The sequence below is a fragment of the Lactobacillus sp. OTU4228 genome, assembly GCF_001006945.1.
In the GTDB taxonomy this organism is placed as follows: Bacteria; Bacillota; Bacilli; order Lactobacillales; family Lactobacillaceae; genus Lactobacillus; species Lactobacillus amylovorus.
Window position 1 is genome coordinate 25,435 of the sequence record NZ_CDLD01000041.1, and the last position, 24,609, is coordinate 50,043.

The following is a 24,609-nucleotide window of genomic DNA, read 5'->3' on the forward strand; positions in this document are numbered from 1 at the left end:
GGGTTTTTACACAAAATAAAAACTTTCAAGATTTGCTTCTTTGGGTCAAGAAGCGCTTGAAAGTTTTTTGCTTTTATAAGGAAAAGAGGACGATATGCATTTCTTAGGGGAATTAATTTTAATCCTACTGACGACGGTATTGCTCGGGCAATTATTTGCACGTTTTAACTTGCCAGCAGTTATTGGACAATTGCTTTCAGGGATTTTATTAGGACCAGCTATCTTAAACTGGATTCACCCCAACGACATAATCAGCTTATTCTCTGAATTTGGGGTCATTCTATTAATGTTTTTGGCCGGTCTTGAAAGTGACTTGGACTTGTTAAAGAAATACTTCAAGTTGAGTTTTACGGTAGCTAGCGTTGGCGTTATCTTGCCAGTTGTTTTCATGGGGCTAGCAAGTTACTTCTTCGGCATGAAGCCACTTGAGGCACTCTTTATCGGGATTGTTTTTGCGGCAACCAGTGTTTCTATCTCAGTTGTGGTTTTGCAAGAAGCTAACCAGCTTCATACACGTGCTGGTACAGCCATTTTAGGGGCCGCTGTGGTTGATGATATCCTAGCCGTAGTAGTTTTAAGTCTCTTCACCACCTTCAGCCATGAAGGTGGTAAAAGCGGCTTAACTAACAATTTCTTCCTTAACATCTTGATCGAAATTGTCTACTTCGTCGTTGTTTGGGTGATCTTTAAGTTTATTGCGCCATACTTCATGAAGGTCTCAGAAAAGATTTCTGTTGATTACTCTGTAGTCATCGGTTCATTGGTTTTAGCATTGACAATGGCATGGGCTGCAGACTTTGTTGGTTTATCCGCCGTTGTAGGTGCATTCTTCGGTGGTTTGGCAATTCGTCAAACACCGCAACATAAAGAAGTTCAGTCTTCTGTTTCAGCAATCGGTTATTCAATCTTCATCCCTGTTTTCTTCGCTGATATCGGCCTTTCAATGACCTTTGCCAGCTTCTTCAAAGACATCTGGTTCATCATTGCGATGACCGTTTTGGCCGTTTTATCCAAGTTCTGGGCTGGTAAATACTCTAGTGAAGTATTCGGTTTCAGTAAGAATGAAGGCAATATCGTAGGTGCCGGAATGGTGTCACGTGGTGAAGTTGCGTTGATCGTGGCGCAGATCGGGATTACGCATCACCTATTCCCTGAAGATATTTACTCTAGCTTAATTTTGGTAATCATTGTAACGACCGTAATTTCACCATTTATCTTGAATCACTTTATCAAAAAGAGTAAGCAAGATACTGAATTTATGTAGATTAAAAGCCTAGCGGATGCTAGGCTTTTTTCGTGTTCGCTTGTAGACGCAAATACGAATCAGTATAATTTTATGCGTAAAAAAGTTGAAGCGGCGGCTATCCCAAAGAGATGGTGCTTATGAGGATTTTTTGACTCTACCACAATCCTGTTAGAAAGGAGACGCCATCGTGTCTGTCTCAGATGCGTTGCAACTAATGATCAGTTTCGGCTAATTTGTCGTTTTACTGATCACATTGGTTGTCGAGCTGATCAAAATTCATAATCAGCGAAAAAAATAGCTGCTTTAGCTCTGCAAAGCTGGCAGTTATTTATTAATACCTAAAAAATATTTTTAAATAGTCGTCGCTAATGCGATTCTACACTAAAGAGGTTCGACTTAGTCGGCCTCTTTTTTCATACTCATTATATCAACTACACGATTTGTATACAATCAATTAACGTAAATATTACCGTTTGATGTATCGATACTTAGCACATTTTCAGCACTAGTATTCTTCTCAAACTCATCAGATTTATTTTTCCCTTCAACAGTAATATGACCATTTGAAGTAGACAAATCATACCCTGCTGCATTAGTCTTTCCTACTTTTACCGTGCCGTTAGAAGTGTCGATTTCGAACTCATTTTTCATCACTAGATTTTTAATATTAATACTACCGTTCGATGTATCAATCTTTCCCTTTTGAACTTCCAGATGATCGGCCGAGATATTGCCATTCGATGTATCAATTGAAAGATACTTTAATTCTTGTTTGGGCATTTCAATAATCAATTCTTGTTTTAACTTTTTCACATTAAAAATGCTGCCATTAATTGTTATAGACCTTTCTGGCGAATCAATAGTCAAAATACCATTTTTCACCTTTACAGATGGCTCTAATTTTTCTTGTCCTGTGTAACTTACACTATAGCGATCACCAGTCACTAATCTAATGTTGTCGATCGAGTTATCAACTTTTATTTGATCAAAGGATTCTACCGAAAAGTTTTTATTAACTGTCTTTATATCATTTGAATTGTACAAGAAATAAACTCCTCCAATGGCAATTACAACTATAAATATTAATATCAACATTTTTCTCATCACTCCATATATTCTTTCAAGTCAATTACGTTATCATAGTTTCCTAACTCATTTGCTTCATAATGGTGGGTCACTTCTACAAAGGTTAAATCAGAATTTAATAAATATTGATGAATCTTATCTGATGTCTTTTTATCAAGAGAGGCATTAATTTCATCAAGTAAAAGCACAGGGCGTCTTGATAAAATCGCTCTAGCCAACTCAATTCTTGCAAGCTGACCGCCTGATAATTGATCTGCGTTATCACCCAAGGAATAATCAAAACCTTTTTCTTTAATTACATTAGTAAGTTGAAGCTTAGAACAAACTTGCTCAACTATTTCCTGGGGAATATCTTTACCTAAAGTCAGATTGAACCATAAAGTATCCGCGAAAATAACTGGTGCCTGACTTGCATAAGCAAAAATATTTTCAAAGTTACCTGCTTTTTCAATTTTCCCGTTTAACAAAATTTCTTTTGCTTCACCATATTTACCTTTCATCAAGAACTGCAGCAACGTTGATTTACCTGTCCCTGATGGACCAATAATTGCCTGCTTAGTTTTTCTTTTAATTGTTAAATCAAGATTTCGGATTAACTGTTGGCCTTTTCTATTAAGTGAAACGTCTGTTAAAACAAGATCCTTAAAGGCCACTTTATTGTTATCGGCTTTTTCACCTTTGGCCAAAGCTAAATACTTATTTGTCTTTTCAACGATCTTTTTAGTAGTTGATAATTCATTACGATCATTCAAGATAGTTAAGATTGGATTTACAAAAGAGTTAGCCAACTGCACAATAGCAAACAACGAACCTAATGTTGTCATGCCATGGATTACCATGTAGACACCTGTTAAAAACGGAACTAAGAATGTAACAAGATTACCGATCAGACTAATCCAAGAACCAGTATCTAAATTCAATAGATTCATTTTTCTTAATGCAGCCTCAAGATTGAATACTTTTACTTGGTTTTTCTTCGCTGCATTTTCTCGCCCATTGTATAAACTCAAAGTTTCGCTACCGGCTAAAAAATTCTTAGTTTGATTTACATACTGACCATTGGCTTTAGTCCAATTTTCTGAGGCATTTTGAATTGATTTTTGGAAGAAATTAGAAATGAGCATTGGCACGAATGAACCAACTAAAAACAAGATAGTAACCAGCCAATTAACTAGTAATGCATAGCCAAGGGCCAACACCAATGTACAAGCCTGCATAATAATTTCAATTTGTGCATCAAAGCGATTAGTTTCAAGCAACTTAAAATCATTGGTTAAAAAGCCGAGAGCATCGGAATTTTCATCCCTATCGGTATTGAGCATCCCTTTAAAAATATTTGTTCTCAAATATATATTGGCTTCTTGAATTGCAGCAGTTTTTAATCGATTGAAAATCAAACTCGCCATAAAAGTAATCAAAAATCCAATAATTACGATAATTAAAAAGCTACCTACTTGATCCCACTTCTTTTGTGTTGCGATATTAGTCAATGTTTGCACCATATATGCTAATACGATAGTGGAGCAACTTGCAATAAAGCCTGTTATGATCATTGCGATAAATTTAAAATGATTTGAGTATTTGTAAAACATGAAATTCAACTCCCCTGTTTGTTATTGGGGATATTATTACATGCATTTTTTATTCAGAAATGATAAATTGCATATATGCAATATTGATATGGAGGACAGTAAAATGGCAATTGGTGAAAAATACAAAGAATTACGAAAAGAACAATCTATTACCTTAGCACAAGCAGCCAAAGGTATTTGTGCTACTTCGAATTTATCTCGCTGGGAGAACGGTAAAATTACGCTAGAGTTCAACAAAGTACTGGCTCTTTTAAGCCGGATTCACATTAGCCCTACCGAATTTATTGGTTATGCAGATATTGTGCAAGAAAATGATCTTCCAACAGAAATACTGAAAGCAATTGAAGAAGAAGATGCTAGTGCAATAAAGAAACTTATCCACGTACAATTAGATAAGTACCATGCTAAACGAAACGCACATGATCTTTATCTTGCTGTGATACTTTGTAATCAATATTTACTAATCAAGGGTGAAAACCTCTTACCATTTTCTGATCAAATGCACCTTTACACTTATTTATCCAAGATCACCTTGTGGAGCACCTATAATTTAGGCTTCTTCGGTAACTGCGTTTTCATGATCAAAACTGACAAAGTCTATGCTATTGCAATGAACGTTTTAAACAACCAAGATTTAATTCAGAAAAATACTAGTTCCATCGGTTTAATTTCTATGATGGGCGTGTTATCCGATGCAACGATATCGCTAATTTTTCGCAAAGATATAATTCATGCACATAAATTATTAGATGCACTGCAAGGTGTGGAACTACCACAATTTCTAGAATTCTTTAAAGTAACTTTGACGTTCTTAGAAAAGACACTGCAATATTTAAAAACTAAGGACGAAGATCCTATTCTAAGTTTTATCAATAATGCTCAAAATATGGGTATGACTGAATCTGCAGATACATTTAGAGATGTCTTTGAAAAAGTCAAAATATTAAACTAAAAAAAGCAATTTGCTATAGAATATTAATCAAATCAAAAAAGAATAACACAAGAGGTTGTTTGTCGCGGCAAATAAATCTACTTTAAAGAAAATTATTCTCGTCTTAATCAGTCTCTTAGTTCTATTTAGCGTATTTTTTATAGGAGGCAGAGCAATGAACATACCTACTCAATTCACTGATGACTCACATTATCAAAACACAATTATCAAACATAGTCGCCGTTTGGTTGGATATTTCAATTATGGTACTGACTCTCAAAGAATGGACTTTGGCAGTTTACAACATCGAAATAAAAATGGTTTTGCTGATTGCTCAAGCCTGGTTTGGCTAGTGATGAAACAGGCTGGTTATAATGTTGGACAAACAGCCTTTTCTACTCCTGAAATGGAAAATGATGCCAAAAATGCTCATCAATACTTTAGACAAATTCATGCTAAAAATGTGAAACCAGGTGATATTGTCATTGTTAATGTTGGAACTGGTTATGGTCCAAATGGCCACACAGCAATTATTGATGGTTCATATCACGGCAGAAAAACGCAAATTATCGAAATCGGTGGAATCGATTCAATGGGTGCGGTCCATCGTTCAACAATTGCGCAATCTTTTCAAAGCCTTCTTAAAGAGGGACGTATCACTTATGCTCGTCCTACTAAATAAAAAAACGCCAGAAATTTTCTGGCGTTTTAATTTACATTCAATTTTAAATAAATCCCATCGCGTTATAACACATGTGCACTAGCATCGAGTAACGCAAATCTTTCGTCGTTGTATATACCCAGGCCAAGATAATGCCTAATACCCAGTACACCAAAATATATTTACTTAACATTGGATCATGCATGTAGCCAAATAAAAAGCCACTTGTAATAATTCCTAACCATTTATTCAATGTTGTTGGCTTAGTAAAGAAGATATTGAAGAACATCCCTCTAAAAATCGTCTCTTCACAAAATGGTGCAATAAAGATTACTAAAATTTTAAATAGTCCCGTATTGCCCTGTTCCAGTCTATTCAAACTTTGCTGGTTTTCAGATACACCGCCACCAACTAGGTTAAGCATCACAACAGATCCAACCACGATCAAGATAAAGCCAATTACCGCAATTCCTAATCTACGTGCATCCCAGTGCGGACTCTCATTAAAGCCCCAAAGATTCTCCTCTTTTAACTGTCGGCGATATAAATAAAAGATGACGAATAAAATCACCACAGTCATCAAAGATGTAGCAAATACTCGTAAATTGCCCTTGCCCAAATTTATTCTTTTTGGTGCAAAATAAGCTATTTCAAGCAACATATATAGGGTAAAAGCTAAAATTGCCCCTGCAATATTTCCCAGGTAATGTCCTATTTTCTTCATTTTTCTCGTTCACACCTTGATTCTTTCCTCTTTTAATCGATGTTTTCATTATAATATTAATAAGCGAAAAAGCATAAGGAGGAGTATCTGTGCTAAACGAAATTGTTGCTTTTCTAGGAAGACGTGGTGAATTTTTCTACATCTCAGTTTTTATGCTGGTGATCTTCTTTGTCTTCCTAATTTCTTGGCTAATTGAGCCGCGCCGTTTAATCAACGGTGTCTTTTTCACCATCTTTTTAGTGTCACTACTGTCATGGACAACAGTCATGATCCACAAAAGTACCAGCCACGGATTGCAGCGAGCCTACGATCTTCTTTTCCTAGTCGCACTTTTTGGCATCACCGCTCTTTTAATCTTTGCCTGGATCTTTTTGTTCTGGAACGCCTACTTCGTCTGGAAATATGAAAGCCACACTTTGCCTAACTTATTAACTTTAATCGTTGGCTTCATCGCTCTTATTTTCAGTATTTTAGTTCTAGTCGGTCCCGGAAGATATTTACCATACTGGTTAAGTGCACTGCTTGCATCAATTCCAGCAATTGCCCTCTACCTTGGCTTAGTTTTATATAACTTCTTGGTAAACTTACTACTATATCAAATCTACCCTCGCCACTATAAGCAAGATTATTTAATCGTTCTTGGTGCAGGTTTACTCAATGGTGATCAGGTTTCCAAATTATTAGCCGCTAGAATCAACCGTGCGATTCAATTTTCTAACCGCCAATATCAAAAAGGCAGAAAGCGCCCCATTATTATCATGTCTGGTGGACAAGGACCTGATGAAAAGATACCCGAAGCTTTAGCTATGGCGCGCTTTGCACAGCATCGCGGTGTTCCAACTGATCAAATTTTAATTGAAGATCAATCTAAGAATACTTACCAAAATATGCTTTTTTCAAAGCGAATCGCCACCCAAGACTTTGACAGTGATAAATTCAGAGCTACCTTCTTTAGTAACAACTACCACATTTTTAGAGCCGCTCTTTTAGCTAAAGAAGTAGGTCTAAAAGCCAACGGCGTTGGTGCTTTCACCCGTTTATACTACCTACCAAATGCAATTATTCGTGAATTTGCCGGTGTATTTGTCATGCATAAACGCCGCCATTTCGTTATCATGGGAGTAATAATTTTATTCTTTATTCTGCAAGCTATTTTGGCTGCAGCAGGCATCGTTAAATTTAACGTTGTCTAATCTCATTAGAAAGAAGACGAGAAATGCTACAACTAAAACATATTTTTAAGTCATACCATGTTGGTGACACTGTCACCCATGCGTTAGATGACGTTACCATTTCTTTCCGTGATCAAGAATTTGTCGCAATTTTGGGACCTAGTGGTTCTGGTAAAACGACTATGTTGAATGTGATTGGTGGCTTGGATCGCTACGACAAGGGTGATTTAATCATCAATGGTAAATCAACTAAGAACTTTAAAGAAACTGACTGGGATGCTTATCGTAACAACACCGTTGGTTTTATTTTTCAAAACTACAATCTGATCCCTCACCTTTCAATCATCGCTAATGTCGAATTAGGGATGAATCTTTCTGGTGTTCCAAGTAAAGAGCGCCACGATAAGGCGATTAAGGCTTTGACCGAAGTCGGTTTAAAAGAGCACATCAATAAGCGCCCTAACCAATTATCTGGTGGTCAAATGCAACGTGTAGCCATTGCTCGTGCGATTGCCAACGATCCTGATATTTTACTCTGTGACGAACCAACTGGGGCTCTTGATACTGAGACCTCCGTTCAAATCATGGAATTGATTAAAAAGATCTCCAAGGATCGTTTAGTCGTTATGGTTACTCACAATCCTGAACTAGCTGAAAAATACGCTACTAGAATTGTTAATTTCCAAGATGGTAAGATCCGACACGATTCTAAGCCATTTGATCCTAAGGAAGAAGAGGACAAATTCAATTTAAAGCGGACCAAAATGTCCTATTGGAATGCGATCAAACTTAGTTTTACCAACATCATGACTAAGAAAGGTCGGACAATTTTAACTGCTTTTGCTTCCAGTATCGGGATCATTTCCATCGCGGTTGTTTTAGCCATCTCCAATGGTTTTCAAAAGCAAATCAACACTACGATGAGCAAGGCTTTAGCTAAATATCCGATCTCAATTAGCCAAACAGCCACCGATATGAACTCGATGAACGAGCGTAACGAGTCGAATAAAAACGTCAAAAATCGCGGTTATGTAACGGCTAAAAAAGATCAAAGCGAACAGGCTCAACATACTAACAAGATTACCCAAAAGTATGTTAACTACGTTAAGAAGATCAATCCTAGTTACGCCAACAATATTTCTTACCAACGTGGCGTTACTTTAAACCTTTTATCTAAGGTAAAGGGCGAGCCTGAACGAGTACAATTTTCAAATTCTGATCCTGATCAAGGTTCATCCGTTGTACAAGCACGTGCACAAGCCATGAGTTCAATGGGTATCGGCTCTTCAGTTTTCCCAACAACTTTGAATAAAAATAAGGGTTCATTCTTAAAGCAAAACTACCAAATTTTATCGGGCACTTGGCCTACCAAGGCAACTGATTTAATTTTAGTAACTGATAATAAAAACACTGTTAATCTAAATTCCTTAAAGAATTTAGGTTTTGATGTGTCTGAAAATGATCAAATTAAATTTAATAAACTTGTTGGTAAAACATTTAAAGTAGTTGCTAACAACGATTACTACCAAGAATTGCCTAATGGCATGTTTATTCCTAAGAAAGTTACTAGCTCAATGTACAACAACGCCAAGACCAAGTTGATACTCGTTGGTGTAATTAGACCTAAGAATGAAGATTCAATGGCCCTTCTCTCAACTGGCATTGCTTACAGCGATAAACTTTCTCAAGAAGTGATCAACGACAACAAAAATTCTGACGTTGTTAAGGCGCAAAAGAAGACTAACCGTAGCGTTTTGACTAATCAAAAATTGAACGCTAACGAAAAGAAAATGACGATGCAAACCTTAGGTGGTTCTAGCATCCCTACTGGCATCATGATCTACCCTAACAACTTCGATGATAAGGACAAGGTGCTCGATTACTTAGACAAGTGGAACAAGGGTAAAAAGAAGGCCGACAAGATCGTTTATACCGATATGTCTAACGCCGTTACCACGATGACTGGTGGCTTGCTTAACGGTATCACCACTATCTTGGTTGCCTTTGCCGCTATTTCATTGATCACCTCAATGATCATGATCGGTATTTTGACTTACACTTCAGTTCTTGAAAGAACGAAGGAAATTGGTGTCTTAAAGGCATTGGGTGCTCGTAAGAAAGATATTACACGTGTGTTTGATGCAGAAACCTTTATCTTGGGTGTCTTCTCTGGTGTACTCGGTATCTTCATCGCCTACCTGCTTACTTTCCCAATCAATACCGTAATTTACAACATCACGGATTTGGCGAACGTAGCGCAGCTTGATCCAAAGGCAGCAATTATTTTAATCATCGTTTCAACGGTACTTACTTTGCTAGGTGGTCACATCCCTGCAAGAATGGCAGCTAAGAAAGATGCCGCAATTGCACTTAGAAGTGAGTAACAAAAAAACGCATTACATTGGTGATGCGTTTTTTCATGGATAAATTAATGCTTTTTCAACACTATTTTAAGTGGCGTTACGATAATTGGTGTAACGATTGCTGTAAAAACCGCCTCAAGCAATCCGTTTAAGCCAAGGGCCGAAATCAAAATCAAGATCAGTGGTGAACTTGAATTATAATTGCCCAAATGTTGCACCAAACTTGCTGGATCATGCATAAAAAATAGACTAGTTAACACGATCACCATAACCGTATTAGTCAAAGAAGTGGCGGCACCACTCACGATATAGCTTACTTTATCATATCTTGATTGATCAAAGTATTTGCCAATAAGTCCCGGAAAATAGCCAGCTAAAATACTTGGCACAAGCGAAATTACCGGATTTTGAAATAGCATTAAACTAACCATATCCCCTGGTTGAGTGTACGCTATAATCAATCTGGTAATTCCCCAGAAGAGACCAAAGATAAAACCAGCCTTCGGTCCCATTAATGTGCCATAAACTGCGATTGTTAATGGAATAGTAGTGATGGCAGGAAGAGCTGGAATAACTCTAATGTAGCCAATATTAGGCACAAAGGTTTGAATAATCAATAGCGCAACAAATACGGCAGTAATTGCCATTCTCTTCGTTTCTTCTCGTCTCATTCAATTTCTCCAATTCATTTTGTTTCGACAACATTAAATTAAATCATAGATGAATAATTTTTTCAGTAAAAATACCTTGGTTCTTGTACAATAAGTACAGATTAAGAAAAGGAATTTATATGCGTTTCAAAAAATTATTTTTAGTAGTTCTATTAGCAATGGGCACCCTCTCTGCGTGCTCTACTTCAAACAATACGGATGACAATGCTTCAAAATCTGTCGCTTTAGTTACAGATGGTAAAATCGATGACCAATCTTTTAATCAGGCCGCTTGGAAAGGACTGAAGGATTATGGCAGCGAATACAAATTAGATAGAGGCACAGATGGCTACCAATACTTTCAAGTTAAAAATCAGGCTGATTTGAAAAAAGGTATTAATAAGGCGATCCGGCAAAAATACCAGACTATCTTTGGTATCGGTAACGAATCTAAAAGTGCCATTATCTCCGCTGCCAAAAGTAATCCTAAAAAGAATTTCGTTATCATGGATGATACCATTAAAGGCTATAAAAACGTGGCATCTGTCCGCTTTAGAAAAGATGAAGGTGCATATCTAGCTGGCGTTGCGACTGCAAGCCAAACCAAAACGGGTAAAGTCGGTTTCATTGGTGGTGCTAACAATAGCGTGATTGCTTCATTTAAGCGTGGTTTTACTCAAGGTGTAGCAGACCAAGCTAAAAAATTGCACAAAAATGTTACCATCTACGATCAAAATGTGGGCAATTTTACTGACACTGTAAGGGCGCAAAGTATCGCTACAAACATGTATGATAAAAACGTAGATGTGATCTTCCATGCAGCAGGCAATGCTGGAGGCGGCCTATTCCAAACAGCGAGATTTATCAATCAAGCTCGCCCTGCCCAAGATCGCGTTTGGGTAATTGGCGTTGATGCCGATCAATCTGATTTAGGCAAATATTATGCCAAAGGCGGTCAAGAAGCCAACTTTGTTTTAACGTCTGTAATCACCGGTGTTAACGTTGCGACTAAGGATATCGCCAGCCGCAGTTATCAGGATAAATTTCCTGGTGGAAAAATGATTACCTATGGTTTAAAAAACAATGCTGTCTCAATTCTGCCAGGACAAATAGCTCCGAATATCTGGAAAGATGTGCAAATAGCTCGAAGCAAAATTTTAGCTGGCAAGATTAAAATATAAAAGTAAAAGAAAAAATCTGTTTCACATGAAACAGATTTTTTTACACATATGCACAAAGTTATCCACAAGATATAGTGAATAGTGCACTTTCAAATACTATATCTTGTAATCAAATGACTGATAGTGGTTCTTTTTCAGTTGGAGCAGGGAAATCGCTGTTAATCAAACGCATTTCGTCTTCAGTTAATTTGATATTTTGAGCAGCAATATTTTCCTTCATATGCTTGATCTTGGCAGCCTTAGGAATAGCTAAAACATTGCCATTGCGCATTGTCCAAGCAAGCATAATCTGATGTGGCGTAACGCCATGATCACGCGCAACAATTTTCAAATTACGTGTAATGCGAATCGTATCGCCAGCACCCGAATTAAACGGTGAGTAGCCGATAAAACTTACACCATGCTTTTTTTGCCAATCTTGTAAGTCATACTCGGTTCCTCGCTCATTTAAATTGTACAGGTCTTCATTGGCAAAACATTTATCTCCACCAGGTACCGTGAAAAGTTCCTTCATATCGCTAGTATCGAAGTTTGAAACACCCCAATGACGAATCAAACCTTCTTTTTGCAAAGCTTCAAGGCCACGAATTGTATCAGATAAGCGATGATTGCCACGCCAGTGAAGTAAATAGAGATCCAAATAATCTGTGCCTAGTCTTTCCAAACTAGCTTCCAAACTCTGCCGTTCTAATTCTGGCGTTGCATGATAGGGATAGAATTTTGAAATCAAAAATAATTTGCTTCTATCATAGCCTTTAATGGCTTCACCTACCAACTTCTCGCTTTTACCTTCACCGTACATCTCGGCTGTATCAATAATGTTTATCCCATGATCCAGTCCATAACGGATTGCGGCTATTTCTTCATCTTTTTTTCTGGGTTCTTCACCAATATTCCATGTACCTATACCTAATCCCGTTAATTTTTCAAAATCCATCCTTATTCACTTCCTTTACTCAAATTCTAACATAGTTAAGAATATTTCTTTTTATTTAATTGACAAAATGGTCTATTCCATTTTACAATGGACTAGACCAGTAAATGAGGAGGATTTATTATGAAAGTTATTGTTACAGAAAACAAAATTCAAGGCGGAGCAAAAGCATTCGAAATTTTTGAAAAAGGTATTAAGAACGGTGCTAAGGTATTAGGTTTAGCAACCGGTTCTACCCCTGAAACACTTTACCAAAACTGGGTAAAGAGCGACCTTAATTGTGAAGATCTTACTAGTATCAACCTTGATGAATATGTTGGCTTAACACCAGACAATCCTCAAAGTTACCACTACTTCATGCAAAAGCACTTATTCGACAAGAAGCCATTCAAGAAGACTTACGTTCCAGATGGTATGGCAAAAGATATTCCAGCATTCTGCAAAGAATACGACCAAATTATTAAGGACAATCCTATCGACATCCAATTATTAGGTATCGGTCGTAACGGCCACATCGCCTTCAACGAACCAGGTACTCCATTTGACATCGGTACTCACGAAGTTAAATTAACTGAAAACACTATTGAAGCTAACGCTCGTTTCTTCGACAACGAAGATGAAGTTCCAAAGAGCGCTATCTGCATGGGTACTGCTAACATCATGCAATCTAAGAAGATCGTTTTGATGGCATTTGGTGAAAAGAAAGCTCAAGCAATCAAAGAAATGATTGAAGGCCCTATTACTGAAGACGTTCCTGCATCAATTTTACAAAAGCACCCTGATGTAACTGTTATTGTTGATAAGGCTGCAGCTCAAGAGCTAGACGACAAATACAAGAACTAAATGACAATTTATCTCTAAAAATAAAAGGCTAGGCTTTCTACAATCGTAGAAGACCTAGCTATTTTTGTTAATTTTAAATCCGGGATTTTTGAGTACTAGAATTATCTGCTTTATTTTTAGATAACTTCATTTTTTACAATTTTTCTGTTCTAATTGAATTATGTTTCATTCCTATCCGATTTTTCATTTCTACCCTTGACTTTTTCGCGTGAAACAGAATTAAAAAAGAGCTTGTGTGCCACAATATCTTGTATTAAACTTATTAATTGTCCAATATCTGGTATTTAAGAAAGAATGTGATTCAAGTTATTGTTTTAAGCGGGCCAATTGGGGCCGGAAAATCCAGTTTAACCAGTATTTTAGCAGAACATTTAGGTACGCAAGCATTTTACGAAGGCGTTGACAGCAATCCTGTTTTACCCCTCTACTATAAAAATATGAAGCGTTACACCTTTTTGCTTAACACTTATTTGCTTAACCACCGTTTAGCTCAAATCAATCAAGCTATTCAAGATAAGAACAGCGTATCCGATCGTTCTATCTATGAAGATGCACTTTTCTTCAAGATGAACGCCGATAACAAGGTCGCAGATCCTACAGAATTTAAGATCTATGACGATTTGCTTGAAAATATGATGGAAGATACGCCAGGCAATCCAAGCAAGAAGCCCGATTTGCTTATCTATATCCATGTTTCACTTGATACCATGCTTAAGCGCATTAAAAAACGTGGTCGTTCCTTTGAACAAATTAGTACAGATCCAGGTTTGAAGGACTACTATGCTAGATTACTTAGATATTATGAACCATGGTATGAACAATATGATGCTTCACCTAAGATGGCTATCAATGGTGATAAACTCGATTTTGTTTCTAGCATTGATGCTCAAAGGGAAGTATTGAAAGAAATTGACGAGAAGTTGCACGAAATAGGTAACTTATAAAACTAAATAAAAAGAAGGAACGTGATGACAGTTATTGTTTTAAGTGGGCCAATTGGAGCCGGAAAATCCAGTTTAACAGGTATTTTATCTAAATATTTAGGCACTAAGCCATTTTATGAAAGTGTTGACGACAATCCAGTTCTGCCACTTTTTTATGCTGATCCTAAGAAATATGCTTTCTTATTGCAGGTATACTTCTTAAATACACGTTTTCACAGCATTAAAGACGCATTGACTCAAGATAATAACGTGTTGGACCGCTCTATCTATGAAGATGCGCTCTTCTTCCAAATGAACGCTGACATTGGTCGTGCCACTCCTGAGGAAGTCGACACTTACTATGAACTTTTACACAATATGATGGGTGAATTAGACAGAATGCCTAAGAAGAACCCTGACTTGCTTGTTCACATCAACGTTTCTTACGACACAATGATTAAACGTATTCAAAAACGTGGCCGTCCATACGAACAATTGAGCCACGATTCAACTCTTGAAGACTACTACAAGAGATTGCTTCGCTACTACAAGCCATGGTATGACAAGTACGATTACTCACCAAAGATGGAAATTGATGGTGACAAATATGACTTCATGTCTTCTGAAGAAGATCGTGAAATCGTGCTTGATCAAATCGTTGATAAATTGAAGGAAGTTGGTAAGTTACCAATGGACTGGGACAAATCAACTGATATCCAAATCGAAGCTTAATTTCCCAGGTAATAATTGAAAAAGAGCTAGGATTTAACGTCCTAGCTCTTTTCGTATGCATAAATTTTCTTTATTCGATGCTCTCTAAAGCTTTGGCAATACCATCATGATTATTATCTAAAGTGATATTTTCTGGCTTAAATTGCTTTTTCAAGTCTTCTGGTGCATTGCCCATTAAGAAGGGATGCCCCACTGCTCTTAACATTTCTTCATCGTTATAGTTGTCGCCAAAAGCGAGGCAGTCTTTTAGATCTACACCATATTCTTGAGCTACGATTTCAACTGCGCTTCTCTTGCTTACGCCCTTTAAGACGATTTCAAGTAGCGTTGGTGAAGACTTTACAAAATCAAGGTCAATATATTTCTTTGAAAGTTCCTTTTGCATGCGGTCAATTTCTTTAGGCTCACCCATGATTAAGCCCTTGTGTACACCTTGCAGTTTTGCGATTTGTTCAATGCTGGTTTTAGTAGATTTCACATCAACAATGCTTTCTTCTTTTTTGACCCAGTCGCTTTCTTTTTCTGCACTATACCACACATAGCCGCTATAAATATTCCAAGCAGCACCGTTATTTTGCTCTTCAACATAACGACAAATTTCTGCAGCTTCCTTTGCTTCAAAAAAGCGCGTAATTAGCGCTCTACCGGTCTCATCTAGCGCTAAGGCACCATTATAGGCAATCATCGGAAAGACCTTAAGAATCTGTCCTACTGCCGTCATAATGCCTTTAGGAAGACGAGCTGAAGCTGGTATAAAAATATTACCATTGATAATTTGATGTCTGATTGCGTCACGCGTTTTAGGCGTTACCTTTAATTCATTGTTAATTAGCGTGCCATCAATATCTGAAAAAATAAGTTTTGCGGACATTCTTTCACCCTTAATCTGTTTGATCTATGTAATTAAGAATAATGCTAAAAAACGGAGAATGAAAGTAATTTAGTGTTTTAAAGCTATTTTTGTACAGTAAATTATAATAAATTAGCATATTTTCTTGCCAATAATTCGTGTTTACAAATCTAAATATCAATGCTAAAGTATAAGGGTTGCTTTTACGAAGTAAAAACACGAACAATTCTTTGGAGAGAGATTTATGAATTTTATTAGGAAATATTTTCAATTAGATAAATACAACACCAGTATTAAAGTCGAATTTATTGCTGGTTTGACTACTTTCATTAGTATGTCATACATTTTGTTTGTTAACCCTAGCGTTTTGGGTGCTAGTGGTATGAACACAGGTGCTGTGTTTACTGCTACTGCTTTGGCCAGTGCGCTTGGTAGTGCCATCATGGGTATTGTTGCAAACTACCCAATTGGTGAAGCACCAGCCCTTGGTATTAACGCATTCTTTGCTTACACCGTTTGTGTGGGGATGCACGTTTCATGGCAAACTGCTTTAGCCAGTGTCTTCGTTGCATCAATTATCTTCATTTTGATCACTTTATTTAAATTGCGTGAAAAGATTATTGATTCAATTCCAGCTGACCTGAAGTTTGCTATTTCATCAGGTATTGGTTTATTCATCGCCTTCTTAGGCTTACAAAACGGTAAGTTAATCGTCGCAAATAAATCAACTCTGGTTGGCTTAGGCTCACTTCATGATCCCCTTGTTTGGATCACCATTTTTGGTTTGCTTGTGACCGTTATCTTGATGATCTTGAACGTTCCTGGTGCGATTTTCATCGGGATGGTTTTAGCCGCTATCTTCGGTATTTGTACCGGTCAAATCGCATTGCCACATAAGGTGATCTCAACTGCTCCAAGTTTAGCTCCAACTTTTGGTCAAGCTATCTTCCACATTAAGGACATTAACTCCGTTCAAATGTGGGTTGTCGTATTAACTTTCTTGCTTGTTACTTTCTTCGATACTGCCGGTACTTTGATTGGTCTTGCTCAACAAGCCGGTTTCATGAAGAACAACAAGATGCCACGTGTTGGTAAGGCTTTGGCTGCCGACTCAAGTGCGATGGCCGTTGGTTCAATTTTGGGTACTTCACCAGTTGGTGCGTTCGTTGAATCAAGTGCCGGTATCGCCGTTGGTGGTAGAACTGGTTTGACTGCAGTTTTCGTTGCTATCTTCTTCTTGATCTCAATGATCTTCAGTCCACTTTTGGGTGTGTTCACTAGTCAAGTTACTGCACCAGCCTTGATTATCGTTGGTGTATTGATGGCCCAAAACACTGCTCACATCCACTGGAACAAGTTAGAAATTGCGGTTCCTGCATTCCTCATCATTTTGGGTATGCCACTTACTTACTCAATTTCTGATGGTTTGTCATGGGGTATGATCACTTACCCAATCTGCATGCTTGCAGCTAAACGTGGTAAGGAAATCAGCCCGATGATGTGGGTACTATTCTTCGTATTCATCATCTTCCTGTGGGTACTGAACTTTTAAATAAAATAGATATAAAGAAAGGACTAAGTTTGAATTTGAGCTTAGTCCTTTTTGCTTACACTTTTTCCTATTTATATCGATTATAATCGATGAAAACACTAAAATTATTAATCTTATCGAGTATAATCGATAGGATTGCAAAAAAGGAGCCTTTTATCGAATATACTCGATAACAGCTTCTTAAAAATGTGTATTTCCCTGGAAATACTAGCGTACAGTTTCCAAACAATATGATTTTTTATGACAGTTTGGGCAACGTAATCTTCTAGTATGCGGCGTATGTGCCGCAAACATAAACTTCTTAAGTTCAGGAACAAACTTGTAATCACAATTTGGACAAATATATGCCACCTTTTGATAATAATTTTTAAGTAGCACAACAGACATTGCAACCAAGATTACTACTAAAACAGCTACCGAAATATAAGCCGTAGTGTTCATCTTATTGATGATACAGTACGCGATAAATGTCATACCAATCAGCTCAACAGCAATTTCCACTGCTGACAGCTTCCACATTGAACGTGTTAATTCTTTATACCTAGTTTCATTATTCATAATCTTCGTAATGTCAGTAACTTCAGCAATACCTTTAGGTTTATTTAATGCCTTCTGCAATTGCACTATTTTCTTATTTTGCTTTTCTAGTTTTTGTACTTCCTGGCTATTTCTTTCCATTTGATCTTTAAGTAAAAGACCAATCGTTTTTTCACTATTTGGATCCTCCAGTATCTTTTGAATATCCTTGAGTGAAAAGCCTAGTTCTTTTAAAAAGATAATCAGTTTTAATTGTTTTATCTGCTCATTTGAATATAAACGATAGCCACTTTCACTCACTCTGCTTGGTTTAACCAGGCCTTTTTGATCATAATAGCGAATTGTCCTGGTGGTTATATTCAACTGTTTTGCTAGATCTCCGATTGTGTATTCTTCTGACATTACTTTCTCACCTCACAACTTAAATATACGGGTTTACGCTGCGTTAAAGTCAAGAATAAGCTAAATATTCCCGAAAAAACTTCAAAAAGCAAATATTTCACTCTTTTTTATTGAAATTATTAACATTAGATGTATAATCTTAATTGAATGTTCACTTTATACAAATTTTGGAGGACTAAATGAACGCAATCAGTAATTTCTTTCATTTAAAGGAGAACAATACCTCCTTTAAGACCGAGCTTTTAGCCGGCCTAACTACTTTTGTAAGTATGTCTTACATTCTGTTCGTCAACCCCAATGTTTTGGGCGCTAGTGGTATGGATAAAGGTGCTTTGTTCACCGTTACCGCATTATCTGCTGCATTTACCTGTATCGTAATGGGACTTGTTGCCAACTATCCAATCGCTTCAGCTCCAACGTTAGGTTTGAACGCATTCTTCACTTACACAGTTTGTCTTGGCATGCACGTTAAATGGCAAACAGCTTTAGCTGCCGTTTTTGTTGCATCAATTCTTTTCATTTTACTAACTGTCTTTAAAGTTCGTGAGATGATCATTGATGCGATACCTGCAGACATTAAATATGCTATTTCTGCCGGTATCGGTTTATTCATCGCCTTCATCGGTCTTCAAGGTGGTAAGTTAATTCAAAACAGTGACTCAACTTTGGTTACTATCGGTAGCCTTAACAATCCAACTGTTTGGATCACTATTTTCGGTTTATTCATTACTATCTTCTTGATGATTGCCCGTGTACCGGGTGCCATCTTCATCGGTATGATTATATCTGCTGTCTTCGGTGTCGTTATTGGTCAAATTCCAATGCCTAAGAGTATTATCTCATCTGTTCCAAGCATCGCTCCAACGTTTGGTCAAGCAATCTTCCATATCGGTGACATCAACACCGTTCAAATGTGGGTAGTTGTCTTCACCTTCTTACTTGTTACCTTCTTCGATACCACTGGTACCTTGATCGGTTTGGTTCAACAAGCTGGTTTGATGAAAGACAACAAGATGCCACGTGCCGGTGAAGCTTTAGCTGCCGACTCATCTGGTATGCTTGTTGGTTCAGTTCTTGGTACTTCACCAGTTGGTGCATTTGTTGAATCAAGTTCTGGTATTGCCGTTGGTGGTAGAACCGGTTTAACCGCAGTTTGGGTAGGTATCTTCTTCCTCATTTCTACAATCTTTAGTCCAATCTTAAGTGTCTTTACTACTCAAGTAACTGCTCCTGCCTTAATCATTGTTGGTGTACTGATGGCCGAAAACTTGGCTAACGTACATTGGACCAACCTCGAAATCGCCATTCCATGTTTCCTTATTGCCATCGGAATGCCTCTTACATACTCTATCTCAGACGGTTTAGGTTGGGGAATTATCGTTTACCCAATCTCAATGATCGCAGCAAAGCGTTTCAAAGAGATTACGCCAATGATGTGGATTCTATTTGTAGTATTCGTTATCTATTACATCGTTTTAAATGTCTAGCTAATTTCACTAGTAAAATACCTCTTTCAAAAACAAGTAGTTAACAGCTACTTGTTTTTTATTTCTCAGGAAATAACTATAAGACATCTCCTCCCAACCCCAATTTGCTTATCTACTAGATTTCTGCTAGAATACTTAACAATCAATATATCTATATATCGTCGAGATAAGGTCGACAGTGTCTACCCTGAACCATAAATTCAGGACTATAGGTATTTAGACGTCATAAATGAAAAAAGGACATCTTTTACCCATAGTTGGTGCGTAACTGTGTCCTTTTTTCATTTGTTTTGGAGGAAAAATGCAGACATTAGATAAAGTCTTTCATTTACAGGATGCTCATACCACTGTTAAACGCGAGTTAATCGCTGCATTAACTACGTTTGTCAGTCTCTCCTACATACTATTTGTTAACCCTAACATTTTGCACGCAGCTGGTATTCCAAAAGGTGCAGCCTTTACGGTTACCGCAGTAGCAACTGCCATTGGTTGTTTCTTGATGGGATTCATCGCAAACTATCCTATTGCGCTTGCTCCAACCTTGGGTAGTGGTGCCTTTTTCGCATACAACGTATGTGTTGGGATGCATATTTCCTGGGAAACAGCCTTAGCTGCTGTGCTTGTTGCATCAATCTTGTTCATTTTAATCACTGTTTTCAAATTGCGTGAAATGGTGGTTAATGCAATTCCACAAGATATGAAGTATGCAATTTCGGCTGGTATTGGTTTATTCATTGCCTTTATTGGGTTAAAAAATGGTCAATTAATCGTTAACAGCGATTCAACTTTAGTTACCTTGGGCAAGTTTAGTAATCCTGCCGTTTGGATTACTTTGTTCGGTTTAATTTTAACTGTTATCTTGATGTGTTTGAACGTACCTGGTTCAATTTTCATCGGGATGATCGTTACTGCTATCTTCGGTATGATCATTGGTCAAATTCCATTGCCTCACGGCATCGTTTCAGGTGCGCCAAGCATTGCACCAACCTTTGGTCAAGCCGTTTTCCACTTAAAGGATATTAATACCGCACAACTTTGGATGGTTGTTTTGACCTTCTTACTTGTTACTTTCTTTGATACTGCTGGTACTTTGATCGGTATGACTGAACAAGCCGGCATGGTTGATAAAGATGGTAAGATTCCACGGATCGGTCGTGCCTTTTTAGCTGACTCAACTGCTATGGTTGAAGGTGCTGTCTTTGGTACTGCTCCACTTGGTACTTCAGTAGAATCAAGTGCCGGTATCGCAATGGGCGGTAGAACTGGTTTAACCGCGATCTTTGTTGGTATCTTCTTTATCATCAGTATGATCTTCAGTCCACTTCTTGCCGTTATCCCAACTACTGTAACGGCTCCAGCCTTGATTATCGTTGGTGTTTTGATGGCAAGCAACTTGAGAAAGATTGATTGGGACAAGTTCGAAATTGCTTTCCCAGCATTTTTGACAGTTGTAGGGATGCCATTAACTTACAGTATTTCAGATGGTTTGGCTTTAGGATTGATCGCTTACCCTATCACTATGATCGCTTCTAAGCGTGCCAAGGAAGTTACTCCGATGATGTACATCCTGTTTGTGGTATTCGTCATCTTCTTCCTGGTTACTAATTTATAGAAAAATAAGCAAAATTCGTTCCTCGTATGGAGCGGATTTTTTTGTATCTTTTGCATCTCACTCTACGATAAAATATCTGTAGGGGGAATTGTTTATGAAAAACAAAAAAATTATATTATTGCCTGGGTTATTTCTTACTCTAGGTCTTTTTCTAGCAGGCTGTAAATTCCATACTTACACTGACAAAAACTCTGGTCCCGTAGTTAAACAAACACTTTCTGAGCAGAAGTTTAATTCTATGAAAGTTTCGACAGATATTGTTGATACTGAATTGCATGTTGGCAAAACACACAAAGTTATTTATCGCGGCTTGATACGCTTTAAACCTAGCGTTCAAATAAAAAACGGTATTTTAACAATCAAACAAGAAAATAAAGGTGGGCGTTATCGCATTTCTAAAGATAATGTGATCGCTATCTACTTGCCAGCAAAGGAATTGCAAAAAATCGATATGCATCTAGAAGATGGCGATGTTGATTTTTACGGTAATATTCAAGCCAAAAATATTGCGCTTTCTGCTGAGGATGGAGACATCACGATTGATAGCTTGTATGCAAAGAATAAAGCCAAGATCGACTCAGAAGACGGAGATATTGAAGTTGATAAATTATTTACAACAAATGGAGCTAAAATCACCTCAGAAGATGGAGATATCAAGGTGAAGCAAAGTAACGCCCATGGCTATTATTTATCCTCTGATGATGGGGATGTAACCTTTAAGGGAACCGATCATGACAATGATGACGACGGTGGCTCATATACCAAAAATATTTCCAGCTCTAATGTCTTATTTGCTCATAGTGATGATGGAGACGTGACTGTTAACTAATTTTTTCTTCTTGATACGCTATACTAAATGTCAAGGAGAAATTAATCATGAAACTAACTAAAAAAACGCTTTGGATTCTCGGCACTCTGCTTTTTTCAGCCATTGCTGGAATCTACTTTTATCTCAATATTCATAATTCTTCAGGAACTACAATCGCAGTTATCTTAGCTGCACTAGCACTATATTTTCTTTTTCAAACAGGGCAACTTTATCAAAAGATATGGACTAAAATCTTAGTCTATCTGCTTAATGTTGTTTGGATTATTGTAGCTTTATTAGTGACTGAACTTATAATTCGTTAATTTTTTTGTTGACAAATCATTTCCTAGGATATACTATGATAGCAACATTAAAGACAAATTAAGCAATGACAAGGAAAGTAAAAGATAAAACTTCCCACAGAGAGTTTCTAATTTGGTGAAAAGAAATGCCTGTTTTATTTTTGAAAATGGCCTTCGAGCATGAATCTGCGATATTTAGCAGATCCAGGGTCCGCCCTTTATCGCGGTAGTGTATCGCTTTTTAGCCGTACATGAACCGAGGTGAAACTTCCATGAAAATAGGTGGTACCGCGTGATAAACGCCCTATTAGATCAATATGATCTAGTAAGGCGTTTTTTCTTTCTCATTGCTTAATTTTTTATCTATGCATGAAAAGGAGTTTAGCAATGAAGATTTCTAAGAAAATTTTAGCAACAAGTACAATTATCCTTTCTGCAATTACTCTTGCAGCCTGTGGTAATCAATCTGCCTCTCAAAAGAAAAAACAAGTTTTAAATTGGTCAGAAACCACGCAACTATCCACTCAAGATCCGTCTTTAGCTACTGATACCACCAGTTTCCAAGCCTTATTAAATACTGGTGATGGGCTTTATCGGTTAGACAAAAACAATAAGCCACAATTATCACTCGCCACTAAGGCAAAGACCTCTAATAACGGGAAAACCTATGATTTTTACCTTCGAAAGAATGCTAAATGGTCAAACGGTGATCCTATTACAGCCAAAGATTTTGTTTATTCTTACAGAAGAACTGTCAATCCAGCTACCAAATCACAAATGGCATTCTATCTTTACCAAATTAAGAACGCTCAAGCCATTAATAGCGGAAAAAAGCAGCCTTCAAGCTTAGGTGCTACCGCAGTTTCCAAATACCATTTAAGAGTTCAATTGACTCGTCCACTCAGCTACTTCAAAATCTTGCTTGCCTGGCCACTTTTCTTCCCACAAAATCAAAAAGTAGTGCAAAAATACGGTAAGCTTTACGGTACACAAGCAAAGTACACTGTTTCTTCTGGACCTTTCACTCTTACTAAATGGAACGGCAACAACAAAGTGTGGAGCTTAGTAAAGAATAAAAATTATTGGGATGCTAAAGACGTTAAATTAAGTAAAGTTAACGAACAAGTAAGTGAATCAACCACCACTAGCTATAATCTTTTCCAAGCTGGAAAAGCTGATGAAACAGGTTTAACCGGTCAACAAGTAGCTTCTAATAAAAACAAGGTTGGCTATCACGCTAGACTTTCTTCAGCTATTCGTCGTCTTGAATTAAATCAAAATAAAGTTAAAGCATTCAAGGATCTTAAGATTAGACAAGCATTCTCATATGCCATCAATCGTCAGCAATTGGCTAACAATATTTTGAAAGACGGTTCTATTCCAGCTAAAGGATTTGTTCCATCAGGCATGGGCACAAATCCAAAAACTGGTGCTCAATTTGAAAATGATGCTTACGTAAAAAGCGGTGTGAGCTATAACCTTAAAAAGGCAAAAACCTTATTGCAAGAGGGCTATAAGGAAACTGGCATTAAGTCTATTAAAGTTACATTGTTAGCTAGTGACGATGATTCTTCAAAACAAACTGCTGAATTCTTACAAAGTCAACTAGATCGTTTACCTAATGTAAATATCTCAGTTCAAAATATTCCATTTACTCAATTAATTTCTCGTCAAACTGCTGGAAATTACGAAATTACAATCAAGAATTGGCAAGCTGTTTTTGGTGATCCAATTAACTTCTTGGATGTTTTCCAAAAAGGATCAAGTTATCTCAACAACGGCTGGAACAACAACCAATTCAATAAATTACTTGATCAATCTGAAAATGTTTACGGTAATGATCCTGTGAAGCGCTGGGACAAATTAGTAGCGGCAGAAAAGATTTTAATGAAAGATCAAGGTACTATTCCATTAATCCAAGTGGCTCATCCTCAACTTCTTAAAACCAACGTTAAAGGTGTATCCTTCAATCCAACAGGCGTACCTTATGACTTTAAAAATGTTTATTTTAATTAATTAGA

Annotated in this window: 22 protein-coding genes, 1 riboswitch and 2 other annotated features (1 of these 25 only partly in view); of the genes, 15 read left to right on the forward strand and 7 right to left on the reverse strand. The window is 37.2% G+C overall.

Annotation, left to right across the window (positions count from 1 at the left end):
- Positions 1-54, forward strand: a sequence feature (sodium ion sensor (DUF1646 type); this cis-regulatory element may regulate processes involved in with the transportation of sodium ions) (it extends 4 nt beyond the left edge of the window).
- Between the two features lie 40 nt (positions 55-94).
- On the forward strand, positions 95-1,264 hold the full coding sequence (locus BN1206_RS08890; RefSeq protein WP_013438773.1) for a cation:proton antiporter: 1,170 nt from the start codon (positions 95-97) through the stop codon (positions 1,262-1,264).
- Between the two features lie 432 nt (positions 1,265-1,696).
- Here BN1206_RS08890 and BN1206_RS08895 read toward each other — a convergent pair whose 3' ends face one another.
- Positions 1,697-2,341, reverse strand: a complete 645-nt coding sequence (locus tag BN1206_RS08895; protein ID WP_231576004.1) for a DUF4097 family beta strand repeat-containing protein — start codon at positions 2,339-2,341, stop codon at positions 1,697-1,699.
- Between the two features lie 8 nt (positions 2,342-2,349).
- The gene (locus BN1206_RS08900) at positions 2,350-3,924 is read right to left on the reverse strand and encodes an ATP-binding cassette domain-containing protein (RefSeq protein ID WP_046432862.1); all 1,575 of its coding nucleotides are present in this window, start codon (positions 3,922-3,924) and stop codon (positions 2,350-2,352) included.
- 103 nt (positions 3,925-4,027) lie between these two features.
- Here BN1206_RS08900 and BN1206_RS08905 point away from each other — a divergent pair, with 103 nt between their 5' ends.
- Together BN1206_RS08905 and BN1206_RS08910 are read left to right on the forward strand one after the other, a co-directional pair.
- Complete coding sequence (locus BN1206_RS08905; RefSeq protein WP_014566253.1) at positions 4,028-4,876, forward strand: helix-turn-helix domain-containing protein; 849 nt, start codon at positions 4,028-4,030, stop codon at positions 4,874-4,876.
- A 154-nt stretch (positions 4,877-5,030) separates the two neighbouring features.
- The gene (locus BN1206_RS08910) at positions 5,031-5,537 is read left to right on the forward strand and encodes a CHAP domain-containing protein (RefSeq protein ID WP_052543276.1); all 507 of its coding nucleotides are present in this window, start codon (positions 5,031-5,033) and stop codon (positions 5,535-5,537) included.
- A 43-nt stretch (positions 5,538-5,580) separates the two neighbouring features.
- Here BN1206_RS08910 and BN1206_RS08915 read toward each other — a convergent pair whose 3' ends face one another.
- The gene (locus BN1206_RS08915; RefSeq protein ID WP_013642581.1) at positions 5,581-6,240 is read right to left on the reverse strand and encodes a CPBP family intramembrane glutamic endopeptidase; all 660 of its coding nucleotides are present in this window, start codon (positions 6,238-6,240) and stop codon (positions 5,581-5,583) included.
- 89 nt (positions 6,241-6,329) lie between these two features.
- Between BN1206_RS08915 and BN1206_RS08920 the strand changes: the two genes are divergently transcribed.
- Together BN1206_RS08920 and BN1206_RS08925 are read left to right on the forward strand one after the other, a co-directional pair.
- Complete coding sequence (locus tag BN1206_RS08920; protein ID WP_013438781.1) at positions 6,330-7,433, forward strand: YdcF family protein; 1,104 nt, start codon at positions 6,330-6,332, stop codon at positions 7,431-7,433.
- Between the two features lie 23 nt (positions 7,434-7,456).
- Entirely contained in the window at positions 7,457-9,796 is a 2,340-nt protein-coding gene (locus BN1206_RS08925) for an ABC transporter ATP-binding protein/permease (RefSeq protein ID WP_013642583.1), read from the forward strand.
- Positions 9,797-9,840: 44 nt separating this feature from the next.
- On the opposite strand, the gene BN1206_RS08930 is transcribed toward BN1206_RS08925, so the two are convergent.
- Entirely contained in the window at positions 9,841-10,446 is a 606-nt protein-coding gene (locus tag BN1206_RS08930) for an ECF transporter S component (protein WP_052543277.1), read from the reverse strand.
- A gap of 119 nt (positions 10,447-10,565) precedes the next feature.
- On the opposite strand from BN1206_RS08930, the gene BN1206_RS08935 reads away from it, so the two are divergent.
- The gene (locus BN1206_RS08935; protein WP_013438784.1) at positions 10,566-11,606 is read left to right on the forward strand and encodes a BMP family lipoprotein; all 1,041 of its coding nucleotides are present in this window, start codon (positions 10,566-10,568) and stop codon (positions 11,604-11,606) included.
- Positions 11,607-11,715: 109 nt separating this feature from the next.
- Here the strand turns inward: BN1206_RS08935 and BN1206_RS08940 are convergent, their stop codons facing one another.
- Positions 11,716-12,543 carry an aldo/keto reductase gene (locus tag BN1206_RS08940; RefSeq protein WP_013642585.1) on the reverse strand — a complete coding sequence of 276 codons (828 nt, stop codon included), beginning with the start codon at positions 12,541-12,543 and terminating at the stop codon, positions 11,716-11,718.
- 120 nt (positions 12,544-12,663) lie between these two features.
- Here BN1206_RS08940 and nagB point away from each other — a divergent pair, with 120 nt between their 5' ends.
- From nagB to BN1206_RS08955, 3 genes are all read left to right on the forward strand, one after another.
- Complete coding sequence (gene nagB, locus BN1206_RS08945) at positions 12,664-13,383, forward strand: glucosamine-6-phosphate deaminase (protein WP_013642586.1); 720 nt, start codon at positions 12,664-12,666, stop codon at positions 13,381-13,383.
- A gap of 296 nt (positions 13,384-13,679) precedes the next feature.
- Entirely contained in the window at positions 13,680-14,327 is a 648-nt protein-coding gene (locus BN1206_RS08950; RefSeq protein WP_013642588.1) for a deoxynucleoside kinase, read from the forward strand.
- Between the two features lie 24 nt (positions 14,328-14,351).
- Positions 14,352-15,038 (forward strand): deoxynucleoside kinase, encoded by a 687-nt coding sequence (locus BN1206_RS08955; RefSeq protein ID WP_013642589.1) that lies wholly within the window; start codon positions 14,352-14,354, stop codon positions 15,036-15,038.
- A gap of 70 nt (positions 15,039-15,108) precedes the next feature.
- On the opposite strand, the gene BN1206_RS08960 is transcribed toward BN1206_RS08955, so the two are convergent.
- Positions 15,109-15,909 (reverse strand): Cof-type HAD-IIB family hydrolase, encoded by an 801-nt coding sequence (locus BN1206_RS08960; RefSeq protein ID WP_014566260.1) that lies wholly within the window; start codon positions 15,907-15,909, stop codon positions 15,109-15,111.
- 223 nt (positions 15,910-16,132) lie between these two features.
- Here BN1206_RS08960 and BN1206_RS08965 point away from each other — a divergent pair, with 223 nt between their 5' ends.
- Positions 16,133-17,440, forward strand: a complete 1,308-nt coding sequence (locus tag BN1206_RS08965; protein ID WP_013438790.1) for an NCS2 family permease — start codon at positions 16,133-16,135, stop codon at positions 17,438-17,440.
- Positions 17,441-17,647: 207 nt separating this feature from the next.
- Here the strand turns inward: BN1206_RS08965 and BN1206_RS08970 are convergent, their stop codons facing one another.
- On the reverse strand, positions 17,648-18,379 hold the full coding sequence (locus tag BN1206_RS08970) for a MerR family transcriptional regulator (protein ID WP_013642591.1): 732 nt from the start codon (positions 18,377-18,379) through the stop codon (positions 17,648-17,650).
- A gap of 179 nt (positions 18,380-18,558) precedes the next feature.
- On the opposite strand from BN1206_RS08970, the gene BN1206_RS08975 reads away from it, so the two are divergent.
- From BN1206_RS08975 to BN1206_RS08995, 5 genes are all read left to right on the forward strand, one after another.
- Positions 18,559-19,866: an NCS2 family permease gene (locus BN1206_RS08975; RefSeq protein WP_014566261.1), complete on the forward strand. Its 1,308-nt coding sequence runs from the start codon at positions 18,559-18,561 to the stop codon at positions 19,864-19,866.
- A 131-nt stretch (positions 19,867-19,997) separates the two neighbouring features.
- Positions 19,998-20,095: riboswitch (purine riboswitch) on the forward strand.
- Between the two features lie 72 nt (positions 20,096-20,167).
- On the forward strand, positions 20,168-21,478 hold the full coding sequence (locus BN1206_RS08980; RefSeq protein WP_052543278.1) for an NCS2 family permease: 1,311 nt from the start codon (positions 20,168-20,170) through the stop codon (positions 21,476-21,478).
- A 94-nt stretch (positions 21,479-21,572) separates the two neighbouring features.
- Positions 21,573-22,307, forward strand: a complete 735-nt coding sequence (locus BN1206_RS08985; RefSeq protein WP_013438799.1) for a DUF4097 family beta strand repeat-containing protein — start codon at positions 21,573-21,575, stop codon at positions 22,305-22,307.
- Between the two features lie 47 nt (positions 22,308-22,354).
- Positions 22,355-22,609 carry a hypothetical protein gene (locus BN1206_RS08990; RefSeq protein WP_013438800.1) on the forward strand — a complete coding sequence of 85 codons (255 nt, stop codon included), beginning with the start codon at positions 22,355-22,357 and terminating at the stop codon, positions 22,607-22,609.
- A gap of 56 nt (positions 22,610-22,665) precedes the next feature.
- Positions 22,666-22,898, forward strand: a binding site (T-box leader).
- 77 nt (positions 22,899-22,975) lie between these two features.
- On the forward strand, positions 22,976-24,604 hold the full coding sequence (locus BN1206_RS08995; RefSeq protein WP_013438801.1) for a peptide ABC transporter substrate-binding protein: 1,629 nt from the start codon (positions 22,976-22,978) through the stop codon (positions 24,602-24,604).
- The last annotated feature ends 5 nt before the right edge of the window (positions 24,605-24,609 follow it).

What these genes read in the sequence shown, in the direction of transcription:
- BN1206_RS08910 (WP_052543276.1), top strand. Translation starts at nt 5,031, where the DNA reads ATGAACATACCTACTCAATTCACTGATGACTCACATTATCAAAACACA.
- BN1206_RS08965 (WP_013438790.1), top strand. Translation starts at nt 16,133, where the DNA reads ATGAATTTTATTAGGAAATATTTTCAATTAGATAAATACAACACCAGT.
- BN1206_RS08975 (WP_014566261.1), top strand. Translation starts at nt 18,559, where the DNA reads ATGAACGCAATCAGTAATTTCTTTCATTTAAAGGAGAACAATACCTCC.
- BN1206_RS08940 (WP_013642585.1), bottom strand. Translation starts at nt 12,543, where the DNA reads ATGGATTTTGAAAAATTAACGGGATTAGGTATAGGTACATGGAATATT.
- nagB (WP_013642586.1), top strand. Translation starts at nt 12,664, where the DNA reads ATGAAAGTTATTGTTACAGAAAACAAAATTCAAGGCGGAGCAAAAGCA.
- BN1206_RS08925 (WP_013642583.1), top strand. Translation starts at nt 7,457, where the DNA reads ATGCTACAACTAAAACATATTTTTAAGTCATACCATGTTGGTGACACT.
- BN1206_RS08895 (WP_231576004.1), bottom strand. Translation starts at nt 2,341, where the DNA reads ATGTTGATATTAATATTTATAGTTGTAATTGCCATTGGAGGAGTTTAT.
- BN1206_RS08980 (WP_052543278.1), top strand. Translation starts at nt 20,168, where the DNA reads ATGCAGACATTAGATAAAGTCTTTCATTTACAGGATGCTCATACCACT.
- BN1206_RS08905 (WP_014566253.1), top strand. Translation starts at nt 4,028, where the DNA reads ATGGCAATTGGTGAAAAATACAAAGAATTACGAAAAGAACAATCTATT.
- BN1206_RS08915 (WP_013642581.1), bottom strand. Translation starts at nt 6,240, where the DNA reads ATGAAGAAAATAGGACATTACCTGGGAAATATTGCAGGGGCAATTTTA.
- BN1206_RS08985 (WP_013438799.1), top strand. Translation starts at nt 21,573, where the DNA reads ATGAAAAACAAAAAAATTATATTATTGCCTGGGTTATTTCTTACTCTA.
- BN1206_RS08990 (WP_013438800.1), top strand. Translation starts at nt 22,355, where the DNA reads ATGAAACTAACTAAAAAAACGCTTTGGATTCTCGGCACTCTGCTTTTT.
- BN1206_RS08900 (WP_046432862.1), bottom strand. Translation starts at nt 3,924, where the DNA reads ATGTTTTACAAATACTCAAATCATTTTAAATTTATCGCAATGATCATA.
- BN1206_RS08930 (WP_052543277.1), bottom strand. Translation starts at nt 10,446, where the DNA reads ATGAGACGAGAAGAAACGAAGAGAATGGCAATTACTGCCGTATTTGTT.
- BN1206_RS08970 (WP_013642591.1), bottom strand. Translation starts at nt 18,379, where the DNA reads ATGTCAGAAGAATACACAATCGGAGATCTAGCAAAACAGTTGAATATA.
- BN1206_RS08995 (WP_013438801.1), top strand. Translation starts at nt 22,976, where the DNA reads ATGAAGATTTCTAAGAAAATTTTAGCAACAAGTACAATTATCCTTTCT.
- BN1206_RS08955 (WP_013642589.1), top strand. Translation starts at nt 14,352, where the DNA reads ATGACAGTTATTGTTTTAAGTGGGCCAATTGGAGCCGGAAAATCCAGT.
- BN1206_RS08890 (WP_013438773.1), top strand. Translation starts at nt 95, where the DNA reads ATGCATTTCTTAGGGGAATTAATTTTAATCCTACTGACGACGGTATTG.
- BN1206_RS08960 (WP_014566260.1), bottom strand. Translation starts at nt 15,909, where the DNA reads ATGTCCGCAAAACTTATTTTTTCAGATATTGATGGCACGCTAATTAAC.
- BN1206_RS08935 (WP_013438784.1), top strand. Translation starts at nt 10,566, where the DNA reads ATGCGTTTCAAAAAATTATTTTTAGTAGTTCTATTAGCAATGGGCACC.